Genomic DNA, 19,322 nt, shown 5'->3' on the forward strand with positions numbered 1-19,322 from the left:
CCACCGGCGGCCCGGACCACGACGCCACCGCCGCCCTGCTGCTGAGGCGCTCGGACGCCTGACGCCGATGGCCGGTGCCGAGGAAGGTGCCCGCCAGCACCGGCGGTCCGGGCCACGACGCCACCGCCGCCCTGCTGCTGAGGCGCTCGGACGCCTGACGCCGATGGCCGGTGCCGAGGAAGCGTCCTCGCCACCACCACCGGCCCGGGGCCACGCCGCCGCCCTGCTGCTGAGCCGCCCCGACGCCTGACACCCCAGCCCCCACACCACCCTCACGAACCACCATCCGTCCCTGAGAGGAACCACCCATGACCACCGCGACCGTCAACATCGAAGACCTCCGCGCCCTCATAGCCGGCGCCCTGGAGACCGAGCCGGACGAGGTCACCGACACCGCGCACTTCACCGACGAGCTCGAGATCGACTCGCTGATGCTGCTGGAGATCTCCACCCGCATCGAGAACGCCTACGGCATCCCCGTCGACGATGTCGTCATCAGCGGCGTGCAGACCCTCGCGGAGCTGCACACCTTCCTCACCTCCCGGCTCGGCGGCGAGCAGTCCGCATGACCGGCCGACAGACCGAACAGGCCGCACAGGACCTCGCCGGGAACAGGCCGGTGGCGCTCGTCTCCGGCGGCTCCCGGGGCATCGGACGCGCAGTCGTGACCCGCCTCGCCGAGGACGGCTACGACATCGCGTTCTGCTACCACTCGCGCTCCGACGCGGCCGAGGAGACCGCCGAGGCGGCGGCCCGGCACGGCGCCCGGACCTTCGCCCGCCGCGTCGACATCGCCGACGCGGCACGGACCCGCGACTTCGTCACCGCCGCCGAGGCAGAACTCGGCCCGCTGGACGCGGTGGTGACCGCCGCGGGCATCACCCGCGACCGGCCGCTGGCGCTGATGGACGACAGCCAGTGGCAGGACGTCGTACGCACCAACCTCGACGGCACGTACCACGTCTGCCGCGCCGCGATCCAGTCCCTGATCAAGCGCCGGACCGGAGCCATCGTCACCCTGTCGTCCATCGCCGGCGTGTACGGCGGCGTGGGCCAGACCAACTACTCGGCCTCCAAGGCCGGGATCATCGGCTTCACCCGCGCCCTGGCCAAGGAATACGGAAGGTACGGCGTCCGCGCGAACGCCGTCGCGCCCGGGTTCATCGACACCGACATGACGTCGGCGGTGCCCGAGGCGGCGCGGAAGAAGTACCTGGGCCAGATCCCGCTGGCCCGGTTCGGTGCCCCCGAGGACGTGGCCGACCTCGTGTCGTTCCTCGTCTCGGCCCGGTCCGGCTACATCACCGGACAGGTCCTGGGCATCGACGGCGGACTTGCGATCTGAGAGGGCGACTGACGTGAAGCATGTGGAACCCGAGGTCTTCCTGGTCGCGAGCCCCAAGGTCGACTACGCGGCGATGGCGGACTACCTGCGCGAGGTCGGCGGCGAGAGCTGGCTGGAGCGCCTCGACACCGGCGCCCTGGACGCGCACCTGAACGACCCGCAGAACCTGGCCGAGTTCGCCGGCCGCGCCTGCTACCGCTCCTGGGAGCCGGGCCTGAACCCCAACGTGGTCCGGATCCGCGCCGACCAGGAGCAGTACCTGGGCAACATCCTGGCCAGCGCGCACGGTTCGGTCCTGGAGCACATCAGCTTCACCTTCGTGCTCCACAACGTGAGCCGGGTGCTGACCCACGAACTGGTCCGGCACCGGGCGGGCGTCGCGGTCTCCCAGGAGTCGCTGCGCTTCGTACGCCTCCAGGAGCTGCCGTTCTGGTTCCCCGAGTGGGCCCGCGAGGACCCGGAACTCATGGCCCGCGCCACCGACATGCTCACCCGCATGGAGGAGTTCCAGGGCTGGATGGCCGACCACTTCCAGCTGGACGCCGAAGGGCTGCCGTTCGCGGAGAAGAAGCACAAGACATCGTTCATGCGCCGGTTCGCGCCCGACGGTGTGGCCACCGGACTCGTCTGGACCGCGAACGTACGCGCCCTGCGGCACATGATCGAGGCCCGCACCGCACCCGGCGCCGAGGAGGAGATCCGGCTCCTCTTCGACCGCGTCGGACGTCTCATGCGGGAGGAAGCCCCCGCGCTGTTCTCCGACTACGAGGTCGAGGACGGGGCCTGGGTCCCCAAGTGGCGCAAGGTCTGACCCCGCCCCCACCCGCCCGGACCGGTGCGCGAGCCCGGTTCGGCGCGGCCGCCCGCCAGGACCGTCGCGTCCGGCACAGAAAGTGAGCATTCCCATGCCTGTCTCCAGCACCCTGGAGATGCCCGCCTGGACCGGCGCCGGGCCCGCCACCACCCCCGCGCAGATCCTGGCCAGAGCCAAGGCCGCCGCACCCGTCCTCGCCGCCCGCGCCGAGGAGATCGAGGAGGCCCGCAGGCTCCCCGACGACATCGTCGCCCTGCTGCGCTCCACCGGCGTCTTCACCATGGCCTACCCCGCCTCCTGGGGCGGCCCGGTCCTCACCCCCGTCCAGCAGACCGAGGTCGTCGAGGCGCTCGCCACCGGCGACGCCTCCGCCGCCTGGTGCGCGATGGTCGGCATGGACAGCGGACTGTTCGCCGGCTTCATGGCCGAACCGGCCGCCCGTGAACTCTTCCCCGACCTCGACATGATCACGGCCGGGGCCATCCCGCCCAAGGGCCGCGCCGACCGGGTCCCCGGCGGCTACCGGATCAACGGCGACTGGCAGTTCGGCAGCGGCATCACCCACTGCGACCGGGTCATCGCCGGTGTCCTCGTCTACCGCGACGGCGAGCCCGAGCCCAACCCGCTGCCCGTCGGCGGCCGCGCCCACTGGCGGATCATCGTCGCCCGGCCCGAGCAGTTCGAGATCTCCGACACCTGGTACACCACCGGCCTCGCGGGCAGCGGCAGCCGCGACTACCGCGCCAAGGACCTCTTCGTCCCCGAGGAGCACACCTTCAGCTTCGCCAACCCGGTCGTCCCCGGCCCGGCAGCCACCCCCGACTCGATCCTGCGGACCATGCCCGGCGTGCCGCTCGGCGTCGCGCGCGCCGCCCTCGACCACGTACGGGACATGGCGAAGACCCGGGTCGACCGGCCCACCCGCCAGCCCTGGCCGCAGAACTACCGGGTGCAGACCACACTCGCGCAGTGCGAGATGGACCTGCTCGTGGCCCGCCACGCGGTCTACGGCACCCTGCGCCGCCAGTGGGAACTGCTCACCTCCGGCGCGGAGATCACCGCAGACGAACAGGTCGCGGTGGCGCTCGCCCGGGTCAACGCCTTCCGTACCGCACGGACCGTCGTGTCCACCCTGTTCGACCTGGTCACCACCGCCGCGATCTACCGGCCCTCGCCGCTGGACCGGTGGCTGCGCGATCTGAACGCGATGTGCCAGCACGCCACCGTGCAGGACCAGATCGTCCAGTCCGCCGGCGCCATCCTGCTCGGCGGCAAGCCGCAGAACCCCATCGCCCTCGGACTCCCGGAGTAGGACCCATGGAGACGACGGAGTCTCCGACCGGCGGCGGGGTGCGGGTCGTCCGCACCCGCGCACGCCGATCGCCGACCTCGCGGCGGCCCTGGCGTTCACGGCCGGGGCCTTCGGGAAGCTCGCCGTCGACGTGCAGGCCCTCACCCGCACCCTGGCCGAGCGGGCCGCAGCCGGCCGGGGCGGCTCCTCGGCCATGCCGCACAAGCGAGACCCCGTCCTCGCGACCCTGATCCGCAGCGTCGCCCTCCAGATCCCCGCCCTGGCCACCGGCCTCACGCAGTGCGTGCTCTGCGAGTACGAGCGCTCCGCCCGGCGCATGGCACACCGAACGGCCGCTGCCGCGCGGCCACTTCACCTCCGACGAGCCGGCCGCCCTGCGCGACCCGGACGGCCACACCGGCGCCGGCGCGGCCCTGGTCGACCGCGCGTACCCCATCGCGGCCCACCCCCCTGACGACGACGAAGTGAGAGAACCCATGCACCAGACCGTCAAGGTCGTCGGAATCGGCGGGTCGACCCGCCCGCACTCCACCGCCGAGCGGGCGCTGCGCGCCGTGCTGACGGAGGCGCGACGGCTGGGCGCGGAGGTCAGCCTGATCGGCGGCGCCGAGCTGATGCTGCCGCTGTACGACCCGCGTGAGCCGGTCCGCTCCCCGCAGGCGCTGCGGCTGATCAACGAGCTGGCCTCGGCCGACGGCGTCGTCGTCGCCTCCCCGGCATACCACGGCACCGTCTCCGGCCTGGTGAAGAACGCCCTCGACCACGTGGAGGAGCTGCGCGGGGACGAGCGTCCGTATCTGAGCGACCGGGCGGTGGGCTGCCTGTCGGTCGGGCAGGGGTGGCAGGGCGCGGTCTCCACCCTGGCGGCGCTGCGCGGGATCACCCACGCGCTGCGCGGCTGGCCGACCCCGCTCGGAGTCGCGATCAACAGCGCGACGGCCGGCTTCGCCCCGGACGGGACCTGCGACGACCCGCACATCCAGGGCCAGTTGACGCAGATGGCCGAGCAGGTGACGGGCTTCGCGCGCGCCCGTGCCGCCCTCGCCGCGCAGGGCGTGGCGGCGGGAGCGGGGAGCACGTGGTGACGGAGGCCTCCACCGCACCGGTCGAGGACCCCACGGTCCGCGTGCCGGGGGCGGGTTCGTCGCCGACGGCCGTCGTACGTACGGCGGTGTCCGGCCCGATCACGCGTCCGGCACCGGTCGAGGACCCCACGGTCCCTGTGCCGGGGGCGGGTTCGCCGCCGGCGGCCGTCGTACGTACGGCGGTGTCCGGCCCGATCGCGCGTCCGGCACCGGTCGAGGACCCCGCGGTGCGCCTGTTCATGTTCCACCACGCCGGCGGCTCACATCTGCTCTACCGGGGCTGGGCGAAGCACTTCCCCGACGACTGGGAGATCTGCCTGCTGGACGCCCCCGGCCGGGGCCGCCTCCAGGCGCTGCCCCTCATCGAGGACTGCGGCGAACTGGTCGCCTACTTCCATCAGGCCCTCGCCCCATGGCTCGACCGGCCGTTCGCGTTCTTCGGGAACAGCATGGGCGGCCTGGTCGCCTACGAGCTGACGTGCCGTCTGGTCCGCGACGGAGGCCCGGTCCCGCGGTGGCTCGGCGTTTCCGCCTACGGAGGCCCGCCCGCCGAGGCGGGCGCCGACGGCAGCCGCCATCTGCTGTCCGACGGCGCACTGCGCGACTGGCTGCGCGATGCGGGCGGCAGCCCGCCGAAGCTGCTCGACAACGACGCCGTCTGGGGGAAGTTCGGGCCGGTGTTCCGCGGCGACTTCAGCGTCGTGGACACCTGGGCCTCGCCCCGCGACCCCCTGTCGGTGCCCGTCCCGGTCTCGGTCTTCGGAGGTCGCGGAGACACCCTGGTCGGTGTCGACCGGCTCATGTCCTGGAGCGCGTACACCGACGACTTCCTCGGCCTGCGGATGTACGACGGCGACCACTTCTATCTGACGGACCACCGGGAGAGCATCGCCCGTGCCATCACGGACGCCCTGTCCTGGACGGCCTTGTAGACCCCGCCCGCAGACGAGGAAGGCACACCGGCATGCGGTGACCGCTCACACGTGGCTGAGCAGCCGGTCCAACGGCCGGGGAACCCGGCCGGGATCCAGGCTTTCCACGAGGAAGCGCGCGTACTGCGCCTTGCGGCCGCTGTGGGTGCCCATGAAGCGGTGCAGCTGCCGCTCCACGGGCCGCTCCCGCTGCGCGGGCTGGTTCTGGAAGGTACGGAACGCGCGCATCTCGCCCTGGGCGTCGACGGCCTCCTGCACGGCCGCCGCGCCCAGGGACCGGATCAGCTCGTCCTCCAGGTCGGCGACACACACCTGGAAGCCGAGCGGTTCCAGCGCGTCACGCGTGAGGCCGGAGGCGACCCCGGCCCGCTCCAGAGCGCGCCGGAAGAACGGCTCCTCGCGCACGTCGCACAGCCCCGCCAGCCGCAGGCCGAGCCCCCTCGGACCACACAGGTCCAGGAAACGTCCGATGCTCGTCGCCCCGCCGAGCGGCACCACCGCGACGCCCTCCGCGTCGAGGTCGCGTCCGTGGCGGGCGGCCAGCGTCTCGACCGCGGCCCGGTCGCTGCGGCCTTCGACGAGTACGACCGTACGCACCCGCGCCCCGGCGACCAGGTCCCGCGCGGCCCGCGCCCCGGCCTCCGCCTCCGTACCGCCCGCGGCCCACGCGACCACCGCCTGCCGGAACTTCCCCGTCTCGTTCATGGCTCCAGTGTCGCCGCTACCCCCGGCGCACGCGTAGGTGGGCGACCTCGAAGGACATCTCCGAGGTGTCCGGGTCGGGCGCCGGGTGGTGCCGGCCAGCGCAGACGGAGAGGTTCACGATGAGGTACGCCCGCCAGCTCCGGCCCACGCCCTGGTGGTCGGAGAAGAGGTGCGTGCCGTTGACGGTCCATTCGACGGATCCGGCGCCGAACTCGACCCGGAAGTCGACCCATTCGCCGGGCCGGACGGCGGCGTCGCGGTAGTAGAGGTGTCCGCCGTTCACGCGGTTGGACGGCTCCAGGAGGTCGGGATTGTCGGGGTGGTACTCGAAGACGTCGATCTCCTGATCGCCGTCCAGCCAGGTCCTGATCGCCGGCCAGGCGCCGATTTCCCGGGGCAGCCGTACCCGCGCCTCCAGCACGTCGCCCGTACGCACCATGAAGCCTTCGTCGCTGCCTTCGGTCGTCAGCAGGCCGGTGCTCCACTTCCCGTCCGGCCGCCGGGTGGCCCGGAAGACTCCGCCTCGGGAGTACGAAGGGTCCTCCACCAGGTAATCGAGTTTGTTGTCATCGGGGTTGGTGGGCCCGCCCCCGGGATAGGCCCACGAGCGGCCCGCGACCCACTGTGCCGTCGATGCGAAGTCCGCCTCGAAGACCGGGGCGCTGCCTGGTACGTCTGCGAGCACGTCACACCTCCCCATACCGGTGGAAATCCCCTGAAGGTTTCTCCCCGTCGAGGCGGAGGCATATGCGGCCGTGCTGGCAAAAAGTAACGGTGCGACTACCCGCTGTGTTCAACTGGGCGGATTCCGGGGAGAGTTGGGCTGGGGCACCGGCGGTCGCGGTGCGTGGTGGTGACAACACCAGGATCAGCACCCGCTCCCCAGCCCCGCGCACCGCACGTCACGATCGTCGGCATGAACCCACGCACCATTCTCGTCACCGGCGCCACCCAGGGCCTTGGGCGCGGCCTCGCCCACGCGCTCGCCGCCCGGGGCGACACCGTGCTGCTCCACGGCCGCGACCGCGCCCGCCTGGAGAGCGCCGCCGCCGAGGTGCGCGCCGCCGCCCCCGGGGCCGTCGTCCGCACCTACCTGGCTGACCTCTCCGACCTCGACCAGGTCTCCGCCCTGGCCGACCAGGTCCGCGCCGCCGAACCCCGCCTCGACGCCCTCGTCAACAACGCCGTCGCCGGCGGCGGCAGCCGGCCCCTCGTCCGCGAGCTGAGCGCCCAGGGCCATGAACTGCGCTTCGCCGTCAACCACCTCGCCCCCTACGTCCTCACCCGCGCCCTGCTCCCCCTGCTCACCGCCTCCCGGCCCGCCCGCGTCGTCAACGTCGCCTCGATCGGTCAGGAGGCCGTCGACTTCGACAACGTCATGCTGCAGCGTGACTACGAAGGGCTGCGCGCCTACTGCCGCAGCAAACTCGCCCTGATCATGGCGACCTTCGAGCTCGCCGCGGAGCTCGACGGGACCGGCGTGACCGTCAACACCCTGCACCCGGCCCACCTGATGGACACCGAAGGCGTCCGCGCCTACGGCCTCACCCCGCTGGTCGGCGTCGAGGAAGGCGTCGCACCGACCCTACGGCTGATCACGGACCCGGAGCTGATCGCCACCACCGGCCGCTACTTCGACCGGTTCACGGACGTCCGCGCCCATGACCAGGCCTACGACCCCGCGGCCCGCCGCCGCCTCATGGACGTGACCCACGGCCTGCTCGCCGGCCACCTCTCACCCGCGTCCTGAGCCCACCCGGCTGATCGGCCCCGCCCCCGCCCGGCGCGGGCGGCGGCGCGCGCCCCCCGGCACCGGTCCCGTGCGCCGGTTGCCACCGCCCGACGACGGTCGTTCAGCAGGGCATGACGCGCCGAAGGCCCCTGTTCCTGCCCCTGACCGTGCTCCTCCTGGCTGCGGCGGCCTTCGGCTGCACCGCCGTACCCGGCTCTTCCCCCGTAGGTCCTTCCCCCATAGCCGGCCCTTCCCTCGTGCCCGCCGGCCCGCCGTTGGCCGCCCCGGAGCACTTCACACCGCCGCCCCCGCCCCCACCCCCGTCGCTCCCGGTCCAGCCCCTGCCCCACGAGGAGCTCGCCTCCACCGACCCGGACATCCCTCGCGCACCCCTCCCCACCAGAGGGGACACGCCTCCCGCACCGCCCCGGCCAAAGGCCGAGGAACCCGAGCAGCGCCGCCGCGCCCCCGACGTCCTCCGCACCCCGCCCCGTCGCCAGTCCCACCACAAACCACATCCCCACCGCAAAGCACACCCCCACCACCGCCCGGCCGCCCCGAAGACGAAGAAGCCCCGCCCGGCGCACTCCTCGCCCAAGACCCCGCCGCGCCGCTCCTTCCACATGAGGGACCTCTGCGCCGCCTCCGACGGCGTCACCGACCCGGCGATCGTCCGGCTGTGCCGGGAGACGTACGGCCGCTGAAGCGGCCGCCGCGGAACGCGCAAGGGTGATCCCCGGGGCCCATCCGGCCGCTGCCGCGTGGCGCCCGTACCTGCGGCGGCGGCCGGTGGTGTGACCTGTCAGGCGGCCCACCGGCACACGGCGGAAACAAGGAAAGGCGGCCATGTTCAAGAACACCAAGGCGTACAGCGGCTTCTCGGTCGACGACCTCGCGCAGGCCAAGCGGTTCTACGGAGACACGCTCGGCCTGGAGGTGGAGGAAGGCGGCGCGGGCGACATGCGGATGCTCACCCTGACCCTCGGCGGCGGCGCCAAAGTCCTCGTCTACCCGAAGGACAACCACACCCCGGCAAGCTTCACGATCCTCAACTTCCCCGTGGACGACATCGACGAGGCCGTCGACGAGCTGGTCAGCCGCGGTGTGACCTTCGAGCGCTACCCCCAGTTCGACGCCGACGACAAGGGTGTCCTCCGCGAGGGCGCCGGCAGCGGCGGACCGGTGGCGGTCGCCTGGTTCACCGACCCCGCGGGGAACGTCCTGTCGGTCATCCAGGAGTCCTGATCACGGACCCGGTCGGCGGCGCGGGGCGGGTCCGCCCCGCACCGCCGACCGGGTGGGTCCGTCAGTTTCCCCGGCCGGCGGGCAGCGAGAGGTACAGGCGGGTGCCCTGCGGCCGGAAGCCGGCGCGTTCGTAGACGCGGCGGGATCCCTCGCCTCCGTACTCCAGCCAGACCGATCCCGCGCCTTGGGCGAACATCGCCTCGGCCAGCGCCGCGGTCACCGCTCCGGCGATCCCGCGGCCGCGGAAGGCGGGCCGGGTGCCGACGCCGGCCAGCTCGGCGGTGCCCTCGGCCGGCGGCGAGCAGGACGCCCCACCGGCGCAGCCGCCCCCGGGGTCCCGGACGAAACGCACCGCACCGCCGCTCTCCTGGGTGTTGCGCAGCCGGGCCACCCCCTCCGCGGACGAGGCGAAAGCCCCGCCGAACGCCTCGGCGAGCGCGGCGTCCAGCGCGGCGTACTCCTCGTCGGTGGCCGGGCTCTCCACCCGGGGCGCGTCGGGGGACCGGGGGACCGTCAGCGTACGGGGCGTGCAGACGAGGTACTCGTGCACGGCCTCGGTGTCGAAACCCGCTGCCCGCAGGGCCGGTTCCACAGCGGGCGCGGCCCCCGGCGCGAACTCCAGCCGGGGCAGCAGACCGCGCTCCCGGAACGCCCCGACGAGCGCCGCGACGTCACGCTCGGTCGGCTGCGTGCCGGGCAGCGGGGTGGCGTAGTTGAGGTACGGGCTGGTGGTGTCGGGCATGAAACCCGCGACGAAGCCACCGGTCTCGACGACCACGGGACGGCGACGGAGGTTGGAGACGGCGAAGTTCTGGACCTGGATGTCCATGCTTGGTGGTGACCTCACGAAGTCTCAAGGTGGTGGGCCCGGGCGAACTCGGTCGAGTCCTGGGCCGGAGGAGACTTCCACGACCGCCCGCAGCGGGCAACCGATTTCGGCCGGCACCGGTCGGGTTCAGGCATCCGCGACCGCCCGCAGCGGGCAACCGATTTCGGCCGGCACCGGTCGGGTTCAGGCATCCGCGACCGCCCGCAGCGGGCCGAGCGCGGCGGCCCGGCGGGCCGGCAGGGCGGCCGCGGCGGCGCCGACGGCGAGCGAGAGGACGACGACGAGGGCGAGGGTTCCCCAAGGGAGGGCGAAGGTGTACTGGGGGATGGCTCCGTTGGCCAGTCCGCTGACCTTCCAGGCTCCGAACAGGCCGCAGGCCAGGCCCAGCAGGGTGCCGTAGGCGGCGACGGTGAGGGATTCGACGCGGATCATGCGGCGGATGCCGGAGCGGTCCATGCCGATGGCGCGCAGGACGCCGATCTCGCGGGTGCGTTCGGCGACCGACATGGCGAGGGTGTTGACCATGCCGAGCGCGGAGATGATCACGCCGATGGCGAGCAGCCCGAAGACCATGGTGATCAGCTCGCCGGCGACACCGGCCTGCTCCTGGACGAGTTGGCCGCGGCTCTGCACCTTCAACAGCGGACTGTGGTCGACGGCGGCGCGCAGCTGCTTCTCCAGGTCCCCGGCGGCGCCGTCGCCGGTGGTCACGAGGATGCGCTGGACGGAGTCGCGCAGGAAGCTGTGGCGCTGGACGTCGGCGCGGTCGGCGAGGACGTCCCTTGCCGTGGGGTTGTCCTCGTAGATCCCGACGACGGTGTAGGGCCGGGCCCGGTCGCCCTGGCCGGGCCCGATGCTCGCGTCGATCCGTCCGCCGGTGCCGACGCGGTTCTCGCGGGCGAAGCTGCTGGAGACGGCGATCCGGCCCGGACCGATACCGGCGGCGGAACCGCTGGTGAAGCGGAGCCTCATGACGTCCCCTACCGTCTTCGGGTCGACGCCCGAGACCTGCCCAGCGGCGGCGCCGGTCGAGAGGGTGGACTCGGCGACGGCGGAGGCGGTCGTGACCCCGGGGATCGCGGCGACCCGGTGGACGGCGGCGGCGTCGATGGCGGTGGTGGTGTCGCGGGTGCTGACGACGTAGTCGGCGCTCAAGCCGGCGGCGGCCTGGGAGTCCAGCGCCCGGCTGGAGGAGTGGTCGATGACCGCGAGCCCGGACACCAGCGCGGTGCTGATCATCAGGGCGGCGGCGGTGGCGGCCGTACGGCGGGGGTCACGCAGGGCGTTGTCCCTAGCGAGCGCTCCCACGACGCCGAGCCTGACGGTGAGCCGGCCGATGAGACGGATCACCGGGCCCGCCATCAGCGGAGCCAGCACGATCAGGCCGGTCACGAGGATGCCGCAGCCGGCCATCGCGGTCCGCAGGTTCTCGTCCGAGGCGTCCTTCGCGTCGCTCAGCGACACCAGCAGGCCGGCGCCGAGGAGCAGCACGGCCGCGCCCAGCGCGCCCCGCAGCCGGGACGGGACCGCCGACGGCGGCTGCTCGGCGGTGCGCATCGCCTCGACGGGCGCGATCCGGGCCGCGCGGCGGGAGGGCAGCCAGGCGGCGAGGACCGTGACGCCGACGCCGACCACGAGGGAGGCGAGCAGCGGGGCGGGTCCGATCACCAGCGGGCCCTGGGGCAGGGAATCGTTCGCGGTGCCCAGCATGCCGGGCAGGACGGTGGCGACCCCCAGCCCCAGGACGAAGCCGAGCAGGGAGGCGACGAGGCCGACCAGGGCCGCCTCGGCGAGCACGGAGCGGACCACCTGGCGGCGGGTGGCGCCGATCGCACGGAGCAGGGCGATCTCCCGCGCGCGTCGCGTGATGAGCATGGTGAAGGTGTTGACGATGAGGAACGAGCCGATGAAGAGCGACACCACGGCGAAGATCATCGGCAGCCGGGCGTAGCTGCTGGTCCTGGTGTCGACGAAGACCGACTGCTGGTTCGCCGTCGCGGTCGCGGTGGTCGCCTCGGCACGGTCGGCCGGCAGCAGCGCTCCGATGCGCCGGGCGAGTTCGAACTCATCGGTGCCGGGCGCGGCGGACACCTCGATCCCGGTGTAGCGGCCCGGGGCGGCGAACAGCTTCTGCGCGGTGGCCTTGTCGAACACCGCGAGCGTGCCGCCGGAGGTGACCCGGGTGTCGTCGGTGGAGACGAGACCGACGAGCCGCATCCGGCGCACGGGACCGTCGGTGGCCAGTGTGACCGTGTCACCCAGGGCGTACGAGCCGGCCGCCGCGGTGCCGCGCTCCAGGGCCACTTCGCCCCCCGTACGCGGGTAGCGGCCGGCCGTCAGCGGGTACCGGTCGTCCTGGCCGTCGGCGTCGGGGAGATGGGCGGCGGCCAGCCTGCCCATCATGGAGTCGGCGCGCAGCGGCGAGCCGTCCTTGGCGGCCAGCGTGACCGAGCCGTCGACGGCCGGACGGGCTGCGGTGACCCCGGGCACGGCCGCCACTTCGGCCACGAGCGCGTCGTCGAGGACGCTGGTGCGCTCGCCCGCGGCCGCGCCCGGAGGGTACGTCGGCTCCACGGTGACCGCGATGCCGGCGTAGTTCCGCGACAGGGCGGCGCGGTAGGCGGCGGTGGTGGAGTCGGCGAAGACGAGCGAGCCGGAGATGAACGCGACCCCGAGACAGACCGCGAGCACGGTCATCATCAGACGGGCCTTGTGCGCGAGGACGTTGCGCAGGGCTGTGTGCAGCATGGTGGGCTTTCCGAATACGTCGACGGCGGCCGGAGGACGGCGAGGGCGGTACGCCTGCCGGCGGGTACGCCCCTCGGTTCCCATCCTCACGGCCCTGACCTGCATAAACGTCGTCCCGGAGAGGGTAGTTGACCTCTGTCGAACGTCCGGTGCGGCCGACCCGGCTCTGCCCAAAGGCAGAGACCCCGGCGCGCCGTTTCCGTCAGGAGGCCAGACCCGTCCGGTGGGCCAGCACCGCCGCCTGGACGCGGCTCGTCGAACCGGTCTTCTCCAGGACCGCGCCCACATGGGTCTTCACCGTGCCGACGCCGATACCGAGCCGCGCCGCGATGTCCTGGTTCGACAGCCCCTCACCGAGCATCACCAGCACCTCCCGCTCGCGGCCCGTGAGCCGGGCGATCCGCTCGTCGGCGGGCGCGCCGCCGTCGTCCGGCGGCCCGCCCGCGCGCAGCATCCGGGAAATCACCGCCCCGGTCACGCCGGGGGAGAGCACGGCGTCGCCCGCGGCGGCCGCCCGTACCGCGCTGATCAGCTCCTGGGGGCCCTCGTCCTTGAGGAGGAAACCCGCGGCGCCCTCCCGCAGGGCCCGGAGGACGTTGTCCTCGTCGCCGAAGGTCGTCAGCATCACCACGCGCGGAGCGGGATCGAGCGCCAGCAGCGGCGCGATCGCGGCCAGGCCGTCGCACACCGGCATCCGGATGTCGACCAGCGCCACGTCGGGACGGTGGACGGCCGCCAGCTCGACGGCCTGACGCCCGTTCGCGGCCTCGGCGACGACCTCGATGTCACCGGCGTGCCTCAGGATCAGGCTCACCCCGTGCCGGATCAGCTCCTCGTCGTCGGCGAGCAGGACACGGATCGGCCGGGCGGGCTCGGTCACGGGGTCTCCCAGGGTGACGCGTCCCGAACCGACGGGACGGTGAATCGGTCGATGGCGATCAGCCGCTGTGCGGCGTCGAAGCAGTAGCGGGCGACGCTCAGACCGCCCGGGCGGGACTCGGTGCCGCCGCCGAACGGATAGACGCAGCCGGCCGCGCCCGCCGGGCGGGGCGGCTCACGGCCGGTGGCGGCGGCCCGGACCGCCTTGTGGTCCAGCACACCGAGGCCCGCCACATCCTGGTACGTCATCCCGATCCGGGGCAGCGGGCGCGCACCGTCCTCCTGGTGCGGAGCGCCCGCGTACACGAAGGCGGTTCCCAGGACCGTCAGCACGCAGAGCGCCACGAACCCGAAGGCGAGCGTCAGCATCTGTGCGACCGGGCGTCCGGGCGCCACCCCGGACTCCTCGCCCGTCCTCTCCTGCTCGGTGTCGTACGGGCCGGCGCCGGGCCGCTCAGGAGCGAGGGCGTCACCCGGCTCGGCCGGGACCGTCGCGTCCACCTGGAAGCCGCCGGACGGCAGCGGACCGGCGTCGAAGGCGCCCCCGAGCAGCTCCACCCGCTCCCTGATACCCGTCAGGCCGCGACCGGTTCCCGCGCTTCCGGCGGAGACCGGAGGGCCTGCCGGTGCGTCGTTGCGGACGGTCAGCCGTACCGTCTCGTCGTCGTGCGCCACCGTCACGGTGACGTGCGCCGTGCTCGCGTACCGGTGCACGTTGGTCAGGGACTCGCGTACCACCCGGTGCACCGCCCGGCGCACCCGGGCCGGGCGGCCGGTGAGGTCCGGCCCGGTCCAGTCGAGCCGTACGGCGATCCCGCCGTCGCGGGACTCGGCGACCAGCGCCTCGATGTCGGCGCGGGTGCCGGTGGCGTCGGTGAGCGCGTCCGGCCCGGTGTCCCGGCCCAGCGGCCCGAGCACCCCGAGTGCCTGGCGCAGTTCGCGCATCGCGTCCCGGGTGGTGCGCCGCACGAGGACGGCCTCTTCGCGGAGTTCGGGCGCGGCCCGCTCCAGGGCCAGTTCAAGTCCGCCGGCGTGCAGCGAGACGAGACTGAGACGGTGCCCCACCAGATCGTGCATCTCGGCGGCGATCCGGGACCGCTCGTGGGTGCGTGCCTCGCTGTCGGCGGACCGCCGGGCCCGCTCGGCCGCGTCGCCGCGCTCGCGCAACGCCCGTACCAGGCGCCGCTGCTGGCCGTACGCGGTGCCGACGAGCCCGGGCACGATCACCGCGGTCGGCGCGAGGATCAGGCCGAGCGCCAGCCCGTACGCCACCTCGCCGGGACCGAGCCACGGCGCGGACACCGTCGCACACGCCACCACCAGGGCACCCGCCACGGTCAGCAGCCGGGCCCGCCGCCGCGCCGGGACCGTCCGCCGCGCCACGCAGTACGCGGCCGCCGCCGCCACCGGCCCGACGCAGGACGCCAGACCTGTCAGCCCGGCGAGGACCAGGAGTACGGTCCCGGGGAACCGGCGGCGCAGCGCGAAGAGCCCGGCGCCCGCGGCGAGCGCCGCCACCTGGGCGTACGGATGACGCAGGAACCCGAGTCCCGCGACGGCCAGGCACACCCCCGCCCCCGCGAGGCCCACCCCGGCGATCTCCGCCGACGTACGCGCGATGCGGCCCCGGTGCGCTCCGGGCGGGCGACCGTGGGGCGAACGACGGAACAGACGAGTGCGTGCCACGCCGACCAGTATCGGTACCGGCGTGCGCGGCGGCGTGCGCCTCGCGGCGGATCCGGTCCTCTGCCGAAGGACAGAGGCGGCGGGGTCAGGCGGGATGGTGCGCGAAGAGTTCCAGGTGGCCGCAGCCCGCGCAGCGGTAGGCGTCGATCTGCCAGCGGGGCCGTCCCATGCGCTTGGCGCCGCCGAGTATGCCCTTCTCCAGCGGTCCGGAGATCCAGCGGGCGAAGCCGCGGGAGTGTTCCCCGGCGTCCTCGATGAACCCCGTCTCCAGGCCGACCGCCCCGCACTGCGTGCACTTCATCGTATTCACCGCGGGAGTCTAGCCGCGGGCCCCGTCGGGGATGCGACCCTGGTCCTGTGCCGCATACGCCGCCCTTCCCGGAACCGGCATCCGAACCGGAGCCGGTCACCGCCGATCCGCCCGCCTCCGCCGCGAACCCCTTGCTCACCCAGTCCTGGCTCGATCTGGCCTTCCTCCACTGGGCCGCCGACCCCGGCGACGTGGCGCCGCTGCTGCCGGCCGGGACCGTCCCGGACACCCTGGACGGTGTCACCTACGTCGGCCTCGTCGCCTTCCGGATGCACCGCGTCGGCTGGTTCCGGCTGCCCGGCGTCCCGTATCTGGGCAGCTTTCCCGAGACCAACGTCCGTCTCTACACCGTCGACGCGTACGGCCGCCGCGGCGTGGTCTTCCGGTCGATGGACGCCGCCCGGCTGATTCCGGTGGCGGTCGGGCGGGGCGTCTTCCGGCTGCCGTACGTCTGGTCGCGGATGACCGTCCGGCGCGAGGGCGCCACCGTCACGTACGCCAGCAGCCGCCGCCTGCCCGGACCGAGGGGCGCCTACAGCCGCATCACGCTGCGGATCGGCGAACGAGTCGATGACCCCACCGGGCTCGAACACTTCCTCACCGCCCGCTGGGGCATGCACGGTGCCTTCCTCGGCCGGTCGCTCTACCTCCCCAGCACCCACCCCCGCTGGCCGCTGCACCGCGCCGACCTGATCGCCTGCGAGGAGAACCTGGTGGCCGCGGCCGGTCTGCCGCAGCCGGCCGGGGATCCCGTGAGCGTGCTCTACTCGCCGGGCGTCCCCGTACGTTTCGGCCGCCCCGCCCGCCGGCCCGGGGGCGTGCCGACGCCGTGAACGGGCCCCTCAGTCCCGCTGGTTCAGCGGCAGGGCGAGGGGCAGGAGGCCGGGGCGTTTCGCCGTACGGCCCGTGCCGGAGGACCGGCCGCTCAGGCGGCGGCCGAGCCAGGGGCCGAGGAACGTGGCCGCCCAGCGCAGTTCGGCCGCCATGGCGTGCCAGGCCGAGGGCACCGGCCGCGGGGGCAGCGGCTGCTCCCACGACCGGTCGCTGCCGGGCAGGCCGAGAGTCTCGGCGACCGCCGCGGCGATACGGGCGTGGCCCAGCGGCGAGGCGTGCAGACGGTCCTCGGTCCACAGGCGGGGGTCGGTGGCGACGGCCGCCAGGGCGGTCTCGGCGACCGTGACGCCATGGCGGGCGGCCGCGACGCGGATGTGGGTGTTGAGGTCGAGGACACGGGACCGGAGCGGCCGCGCCAGCGGCGCGATCTTTCCCACGTCGGGGAAGGTCAGCGTCACCACATGGGCGCCGGCGGCGGTGAGGGAGGCGAACATCGCCTCCAGATGCCCGGCCACCTCCGCGGCGCTGAAGCGGGGCCGCAGCAGGTCGTTGACGCCGGCGACGACCGTGGCCAGGTCGGGGCGGAGGGCGACGGCGGGCGCCAGCTGCTCGGCCCGGACCTGCGCGGCGAGCCGGCCCCGTACGGCCAGATTGGCGTACTGGAGGCGGGCGTCGGCGGCCGTGAGGTGCTCGGCCAGCCGGTCCGCCCAGCCGCGCAGGCCGGCGGTGTCGTTCCCGTCGCCGAGCCCTTCGGTCTGGCTGTCGCCCAGGGCGACGTACCGCACGTACTCACCGTTCGGCACGGGTGGTCCGCCTCTCCTTCAGGACGGCCGCGATCCGCAGGCACCAGTCACGGTGCTCCCGCTCGAAGGCCAGGCCGCGCAGACAGGTGAGGTACGGGCCGATCCGCTCGCCGCTGCGGAGGAACTCCTCCTCGTCCGCGTCGCCGCGCAGCTGCCGCAGCAGCGCGGCGAGCAGCTCCGACTTGGCGGCGGCCGCGGCGGCCCGTTCCTCCAGCTGCTCGATCACCGCGGCCGTGCCGACGCGGTCCGCGGCCTGGACCTTGACGAGCAGGTCGTCGCGGATGAACGACGGCTTCGAGGGGGCCGCCGCGAACCGCTCCAGCTCGGCGCGCCCGGCATCGGTGACCCGGAACAGGCGTTTGTTGGGCCGGGTTTCCTGGACCACCTCCCGGCCCGTGACCAGCCCTTCCTTCTCCAGCTTGGTCAGCTCGGCGTACAGCTGCTGGGGCAGGGCGTGCCAGAAGTTGGCGACGCCGATGTCGAACGCCTTCGCCAGCTGGTAGCCGCTGTACTCGTCGTCCAGCAGCGCCGCCAGTACGGCATGTCGCAAAGCCATCGCCGCGGCCCCTTCCCTTTGCTCCGTCCTTCCCTGCATCATACTCAAGAATCTGACTAGTCACATTCTTGAGTAGGGAGACCGGAGACATGGAGACTGCCGAACGCTTCCGCGCCGCCGTGGAGAAGCGCGATCTCGCCGCGCTGGACGAGCTGTTCACCGAGGACGTCCGCCTCTACAGCCCGGTGAAGTTTGTTCCCTTCGAGGGCAAGGCGATGGTCATGGGACTCTTCGGCGTCCTGCTGCGGACCTTCGAGGAGATCCGCTACCTCGGGCGGCTCGACGGTGACGTGGAGACCAGTACGGACGGCGCGCCGGCCCCGTCGGTGATCCTGCCGTTCCGTGGCACCGTGCGCGGCCGGCGGATCCACGGCATCGACCTGCTCCAGTTCGACGCGGAGGGCCGGATCAAGGAGTTCACCGTGATGGTGCGGCCCCAGTCCGCCGTGCAGGCCCTCGGGGAGGCGGTACTCGAGGGGCTCGTCGCTGCTAACCTGATCCCGGAATAGAGCGTAATTCTAGAACAACTCTTTATATTTTCTCTGACGGGCCGTCAGTATCGCGGGGGCCGATGACGGGGGAGTACCGATGACACAGCCGCCCGAGCAGCACCGGCCGCCGTCCGCGCAGCCATGGTACGACCATGCGCAGGCCCCGGCGCCGGTGGTGGAGAATCCTTACACCCTGGGCGCACGGCGGCAACAGCCCCCACCGCCGCCCCGGGGCGGCTTCCTCCGGAGCAGACTGGCCGCCGCCATCGGCGGATTCGTCGCCGCGCTGCTCGTCGTCGGCGCCGGCGCGGGGGTGTACGCACTCAACAGCGGTACGGACACGCCGGACAACGCCGTCGCCAAGCCGACGCCAGGCACGGGGAGTTCCGCCTCGCCCGGCGCGTCCGCCGGCACCGGCAAGCGCCCCGATGTGAACGCGGGCCGCAAGCCGGGGGAGGCTGCCGCGTGGGCCGCGTGGAGCCAGACCGACCTGCCCCGCGGCAACCATCTGCTCCATGACCTCTGGTTCGTCGGCGACCTGGTCGTCCAGGCCGCCTACAAGGAGGTCGTCGCCTACAAGGTGGCCGACGGCTCCGAGGTGTGGAGCGTGCCGCTGCCCGCCAAGGTGTGTGACACACCGGTGAACCCCACGCCCGACGGCAAGGTCGTCGTCGCGTACGCCAACGCCAACGGCGACTCCGGCGTCAAGTGCAACCAGCTCCAGATGATCGACCTCAAGAGCGGCAAGACGGGCTGGCACAGGGTGCTCCCCGACTCCCCCGGCTCCACGATCATCACGCATCTGGCGATCTCCGGAGACACCCTGCTGGCCGGCGCGGGCATGTCCGCCTCGGCCTTCCAGGTCACGGACGGCAGACAGCTGTTCACCACGGGGAAGGACAACCCCGGCGCCTGCTACCCCCACGACGTCGCCGGAGGCGCCAAACTCCTACAGATCGACTGGTGCGCGCTCTCCAGTGACCATCCGTACGGCCAGATCAAGGAACTCGACCCGC

The 19,322-nt window shown here is 73.3% G+C and carries 22 protein-coding genes and 1 pseudogene; 14 read left to right on the forward strand and 9 right to left on the reverse strand.

Translation table 11 applies throughout. From position 1 onward, the window contains the following. From IEZ01_RS34595 to IEZ01_RS01795, 8 genes and pseudogenes are all read left to right on the forward strand, one after another. A partial coding sequence (locus tag IEZ01_RS34595; RefSeq protein WP_229832596.1) for a hypothetical protein occupies positions 1-250 on the forward strand: 250 nt, incomplete at its 5' end. Between the two features lie 58 nt (positions 251-308). After that, a complete protein-coding gene (locus IEZ01_RS01765) occupies positions 309-569 on the forward strand; it encodes an acyl carrier protein (protein ID WP_019891014.1) in 261 nt (86 codons plus the stop codon). Beyond that, a complete protein-coding gene (gene fabG, locus IEZ01_RS01770; RefSeq protein WP_019891016.1) occupies positions 566-1,345 on the forward strand; it encodes a 3-oxoacyl-ACP reductase FabG in 780 nt (259 codons plus the stop codon). Before IEZ01_RS01765 ends, fabG begins: the two co-directional genes overlap by 4 nt. 13 nt (positions 1,346-1,358) lie before the next feature. Then, entirely contained in the window at positions 1,359-2,156 is a 798-nt protein-coding gene (thyX, locus tag IEZ01_RS01775) for an FAD-dependent thymidylate synthase (RefSeq protein ID WP_019891018.1), read from the forward strand. 94 nt (positions 2,157-2,250) lie between these two features. Then, positions 2,251-3,471: an acyl-CoA dehydrogenase family protein gene (locus tag IEZ01_RS01780; protein WP_019891019.1), complete on the forward strand. Its 1,221-nt coding sequence runs from the start codon at positions 2,251-2,253 to the stop codon at positions 3,469-3,471. A gap of 58 nt (positions 3,472-3,529) precedes the next feature. Beyond that, positions 3,530-3,815: pseudogene (locus IEZ01_RS34600) on the forward strand (lyase family protein); the annotation flags it as partial. Between the two features lie 132 nt (positions 3,816-3,947). Continuing rightward, entirely contained in the window at positions 3,948-4,556 is a 609-nt protein-coding gene (locus IEZ01_RS01790; protein ID WP_019891020.1) for an NADPH-dependent FMN reductase, read from the forward strand. Next, the gene (locus IEZ01_RS01795) at positions 4,553-5,488 is read left to right on the forward strand and encodes a thioesterase II family protein (RefSeq protein WP_189199458.1); all 936 of its coding nucleotides are present in this window, start codon (positions 4,553-4,555) and stop codon (positions 5,486-5,488) included. The genes IEZ01_RS01790 and IEZ01_RS01795 overlap by 4 nt, the downstream gene beginning before the upstream one ends. 45 nt (positions 5,489-5,533) lie before the next feature. Here IEZ01_RS01795 and IEZ01_RS01800 read toward each other — a convergent pair whose 3' ends face one another. After that, a complete protein-coding gene (locus IEZ01_RS01800) occupies positions 5,534-6,193 on the reverse strand; it encodes an ATP-dependent endonuclease (protein ID WP_019891022.1) in 660 nt (219 codons plus the stop codon). Positions 6,194-6,209: 16 nt separating this feature from the next. Then, positions 6,210-6,893, reverse strand: coding sequence for a LamG domain-containing protein (locus IEZ01_RS01805; protein ID WP_189199460.1), 684 nt, complete (start codon positions 6,891-6,893; stop codon positions 6,210-6,212). A gap of 216 nt (positions 6,894-7,109) precedes the next feature. Between IEZ01_RS01805 and IEZ01_RS01810 the strand changes: the two genes are divergently transcribed. From IEZ01_RS01810 to IEZ01_RS01820, 3 genes are all read left to right on the forward strand, one after another. After that, positions 7,110-7,943, forward strand: a complete 834-nt coding sequence (locus tag IEZ01_RS01810; RefSeq protein ID WP_189199462.1) for an SDR family NAD(P)-dependent oxidoreductase — start codon at positions 7,110-7,112, stop codon at positions 7,941-7,943. 113 nt (positions 7,944-8,056) lie between these two features. Further along, positions 8,057-8,629 carry a hypothetical protein gene (locus IEZ01_RS01815; RefSeq protein ID WP_158685732.1) on the forward strand — a complete coding sequence of 191 codons (573 nt, stop codon included), beginning with the start codon at positions 8,057-8,059 and terminating at the stop codon, positions 8,627-8,629. A gap of 142 nt (positions 8,630-8,771) precedes the next feature. Then, positions 8,772-9,170, forward strand: a complete 399-nt coding sequence (locus IEZ01_RS01820; protein WP_019891025.1) for a VOC family protein — start codon at positions 8,772-8,774, stop codon at positions 9,168-9,170. Between the two features lie 61 nt (positions 9,171-9,231). On the opposite strand, the gene IEZ01_RS01825 is transcribed toward IEZ01_RS01820, so the two are convergent. The 5 genes from IEZ01_RS01825 to IEZ01_RS01845 form a co-directional block, all read right to left on the reverse strand. Next, a complete protein-coding gene (locus IEZ01_RS01825; RefSeq protein ID WP_189199464.1) occupies positions 9,232-9,999 on the reverse strand; it encodes a GNAT family N-acetyltransferase in 768 nt (255 codons plus the stop codon). 183 nt (positions 10,000-10,182) lie between these two features. Next, a complete protein-coding gene (locus IEZ01_RS01830; RefSeq protein ID WP_189199466.1) occupies positions 10,183-12,747 on the reverse strand; it encodes an ABC transporter permease in 2,565 nt (854 codons plus the stop codon). A gap of 202 nt (positions 12,748-12,949) precedes the next feature. After that, positions 12,950-13,627 (reverse strand): response regulator, encoded by a 678-nt coding sequence (locus IEZ01_RS01835; RefSeq protein ID WP_019891028.1) that lies wholly within the window; start codon positions 13,625-13,627, stop codon positions 12,950-12,952. Next, the gene (locus tag IEZ01_RS01840) at positions 13,624-15,195 is read right to left on the reverse strand and encodes a sensor histidine kinase (RefSeq protein ID WP_373287555.1); all 1,572 of its coding nucleotides are present in this window, start codon (positions 15,193-15,195) and stop codon (positions 13,624-13,626) included. The genes IEZ01_RS01835 and IEZ01_RS01840 overlap by 4 nt, the downstream gene beginning before the upstream one ends. A 202-nt stretch (positions 15,196-15,397) precedes the next feature. Continuing rightward, complete coding sequence (locus IEZ01_RS01845) at positions 15,398-15,622, reverse strand: hypothetical protein (protein ID WP_028798212.1); 225 nt, start codon at positions 15,620-15,622, stop codon at positions 15,398-15,400. Between the two features lie 47 nt (positions 15,623-15,669). On the opposite strand from IEZ01_RS01845, the gene IEZ01_RS01850 reads away from it, so the two are divergent. Next, entirely contained in the window at positions 15,670-16,455 is a 786-nt protein-coding gene (locus tag IEZ01_RS01850; protein ID WP_189199470.1) for a YqjF family protein, read from the forward strand. A 9-nt stretch (positions 16,456-16,464) separates the two neighbouring features. Here the strand turns inward: IEZ01_RS01850 and IEZ01_RS01855 are convergent, their stop codons facing one another. Next, positions 16,465-17,259 (reverse strand): SGNH/GDSL hydrolase family protein, encoded by a 795-nt coding sequence (locus IEZ01_RS01855; protein ID WP_189199472.1) that lies wholly within the window; start codon positions 17,257-17,259, stop codon positions 16,465-16,467. After that, positions 17,246-17,815 carry a PadR family transcriptional regulator gene (locus IEZ01_RS01860; protein ID WP_028798213.1) on the reverse strand — a complete coding sequence of 190 codons (570 nt, stop codon included), beginning with the start codon at positions 17,813-17,815 and terminating at the stop codon, positions 17,246-17,248. Before IEZ01_RS01860 ends, IEZ01_RS01855 begins: the two co-directional genes overlap by 14 nt. An 89-nt stretch (positions 17,816-17,904) precedes the next feature. Here IEZ01_RS01860 and IEZ01_RS01865 point away from each other — a divergent pair, with 89 nt between their 5' ends. Both IEZ01_RS01865 and IEZ01_RS01870 read left to right on the forward strand, forming a co-directional pair. Further along, entirely contained in the window at positions 17,905-18,324 is a 420-nt protein-coding gene (locus tag IEZ01_RS01865) for a nuclear transport factor 2 family protein (protein WP_189199474.1), read from the forward strand. A 79-nt stretch (positions 18,325-18,403) separates the two neighbouring features. Beyond that, the coding region (locus tag IEZ01_RS01870; protein WP_189199476.1) for an outer membrane protein assembly factor BamB family protein at positions 18,404-19,322 on the forward strand (919 nt) is incomplete at its 3' end.

The sequence above is a fragment of the Streptomyces purpureus genome, from assembly GCF_014648195.1.
Taxonomy (GTDB): Bacteria; Actinomycetota; Actinomycetes; order Streptomycetales; family Streptomycetaceae; genus Streptomyces; species Streptomyces purpureus.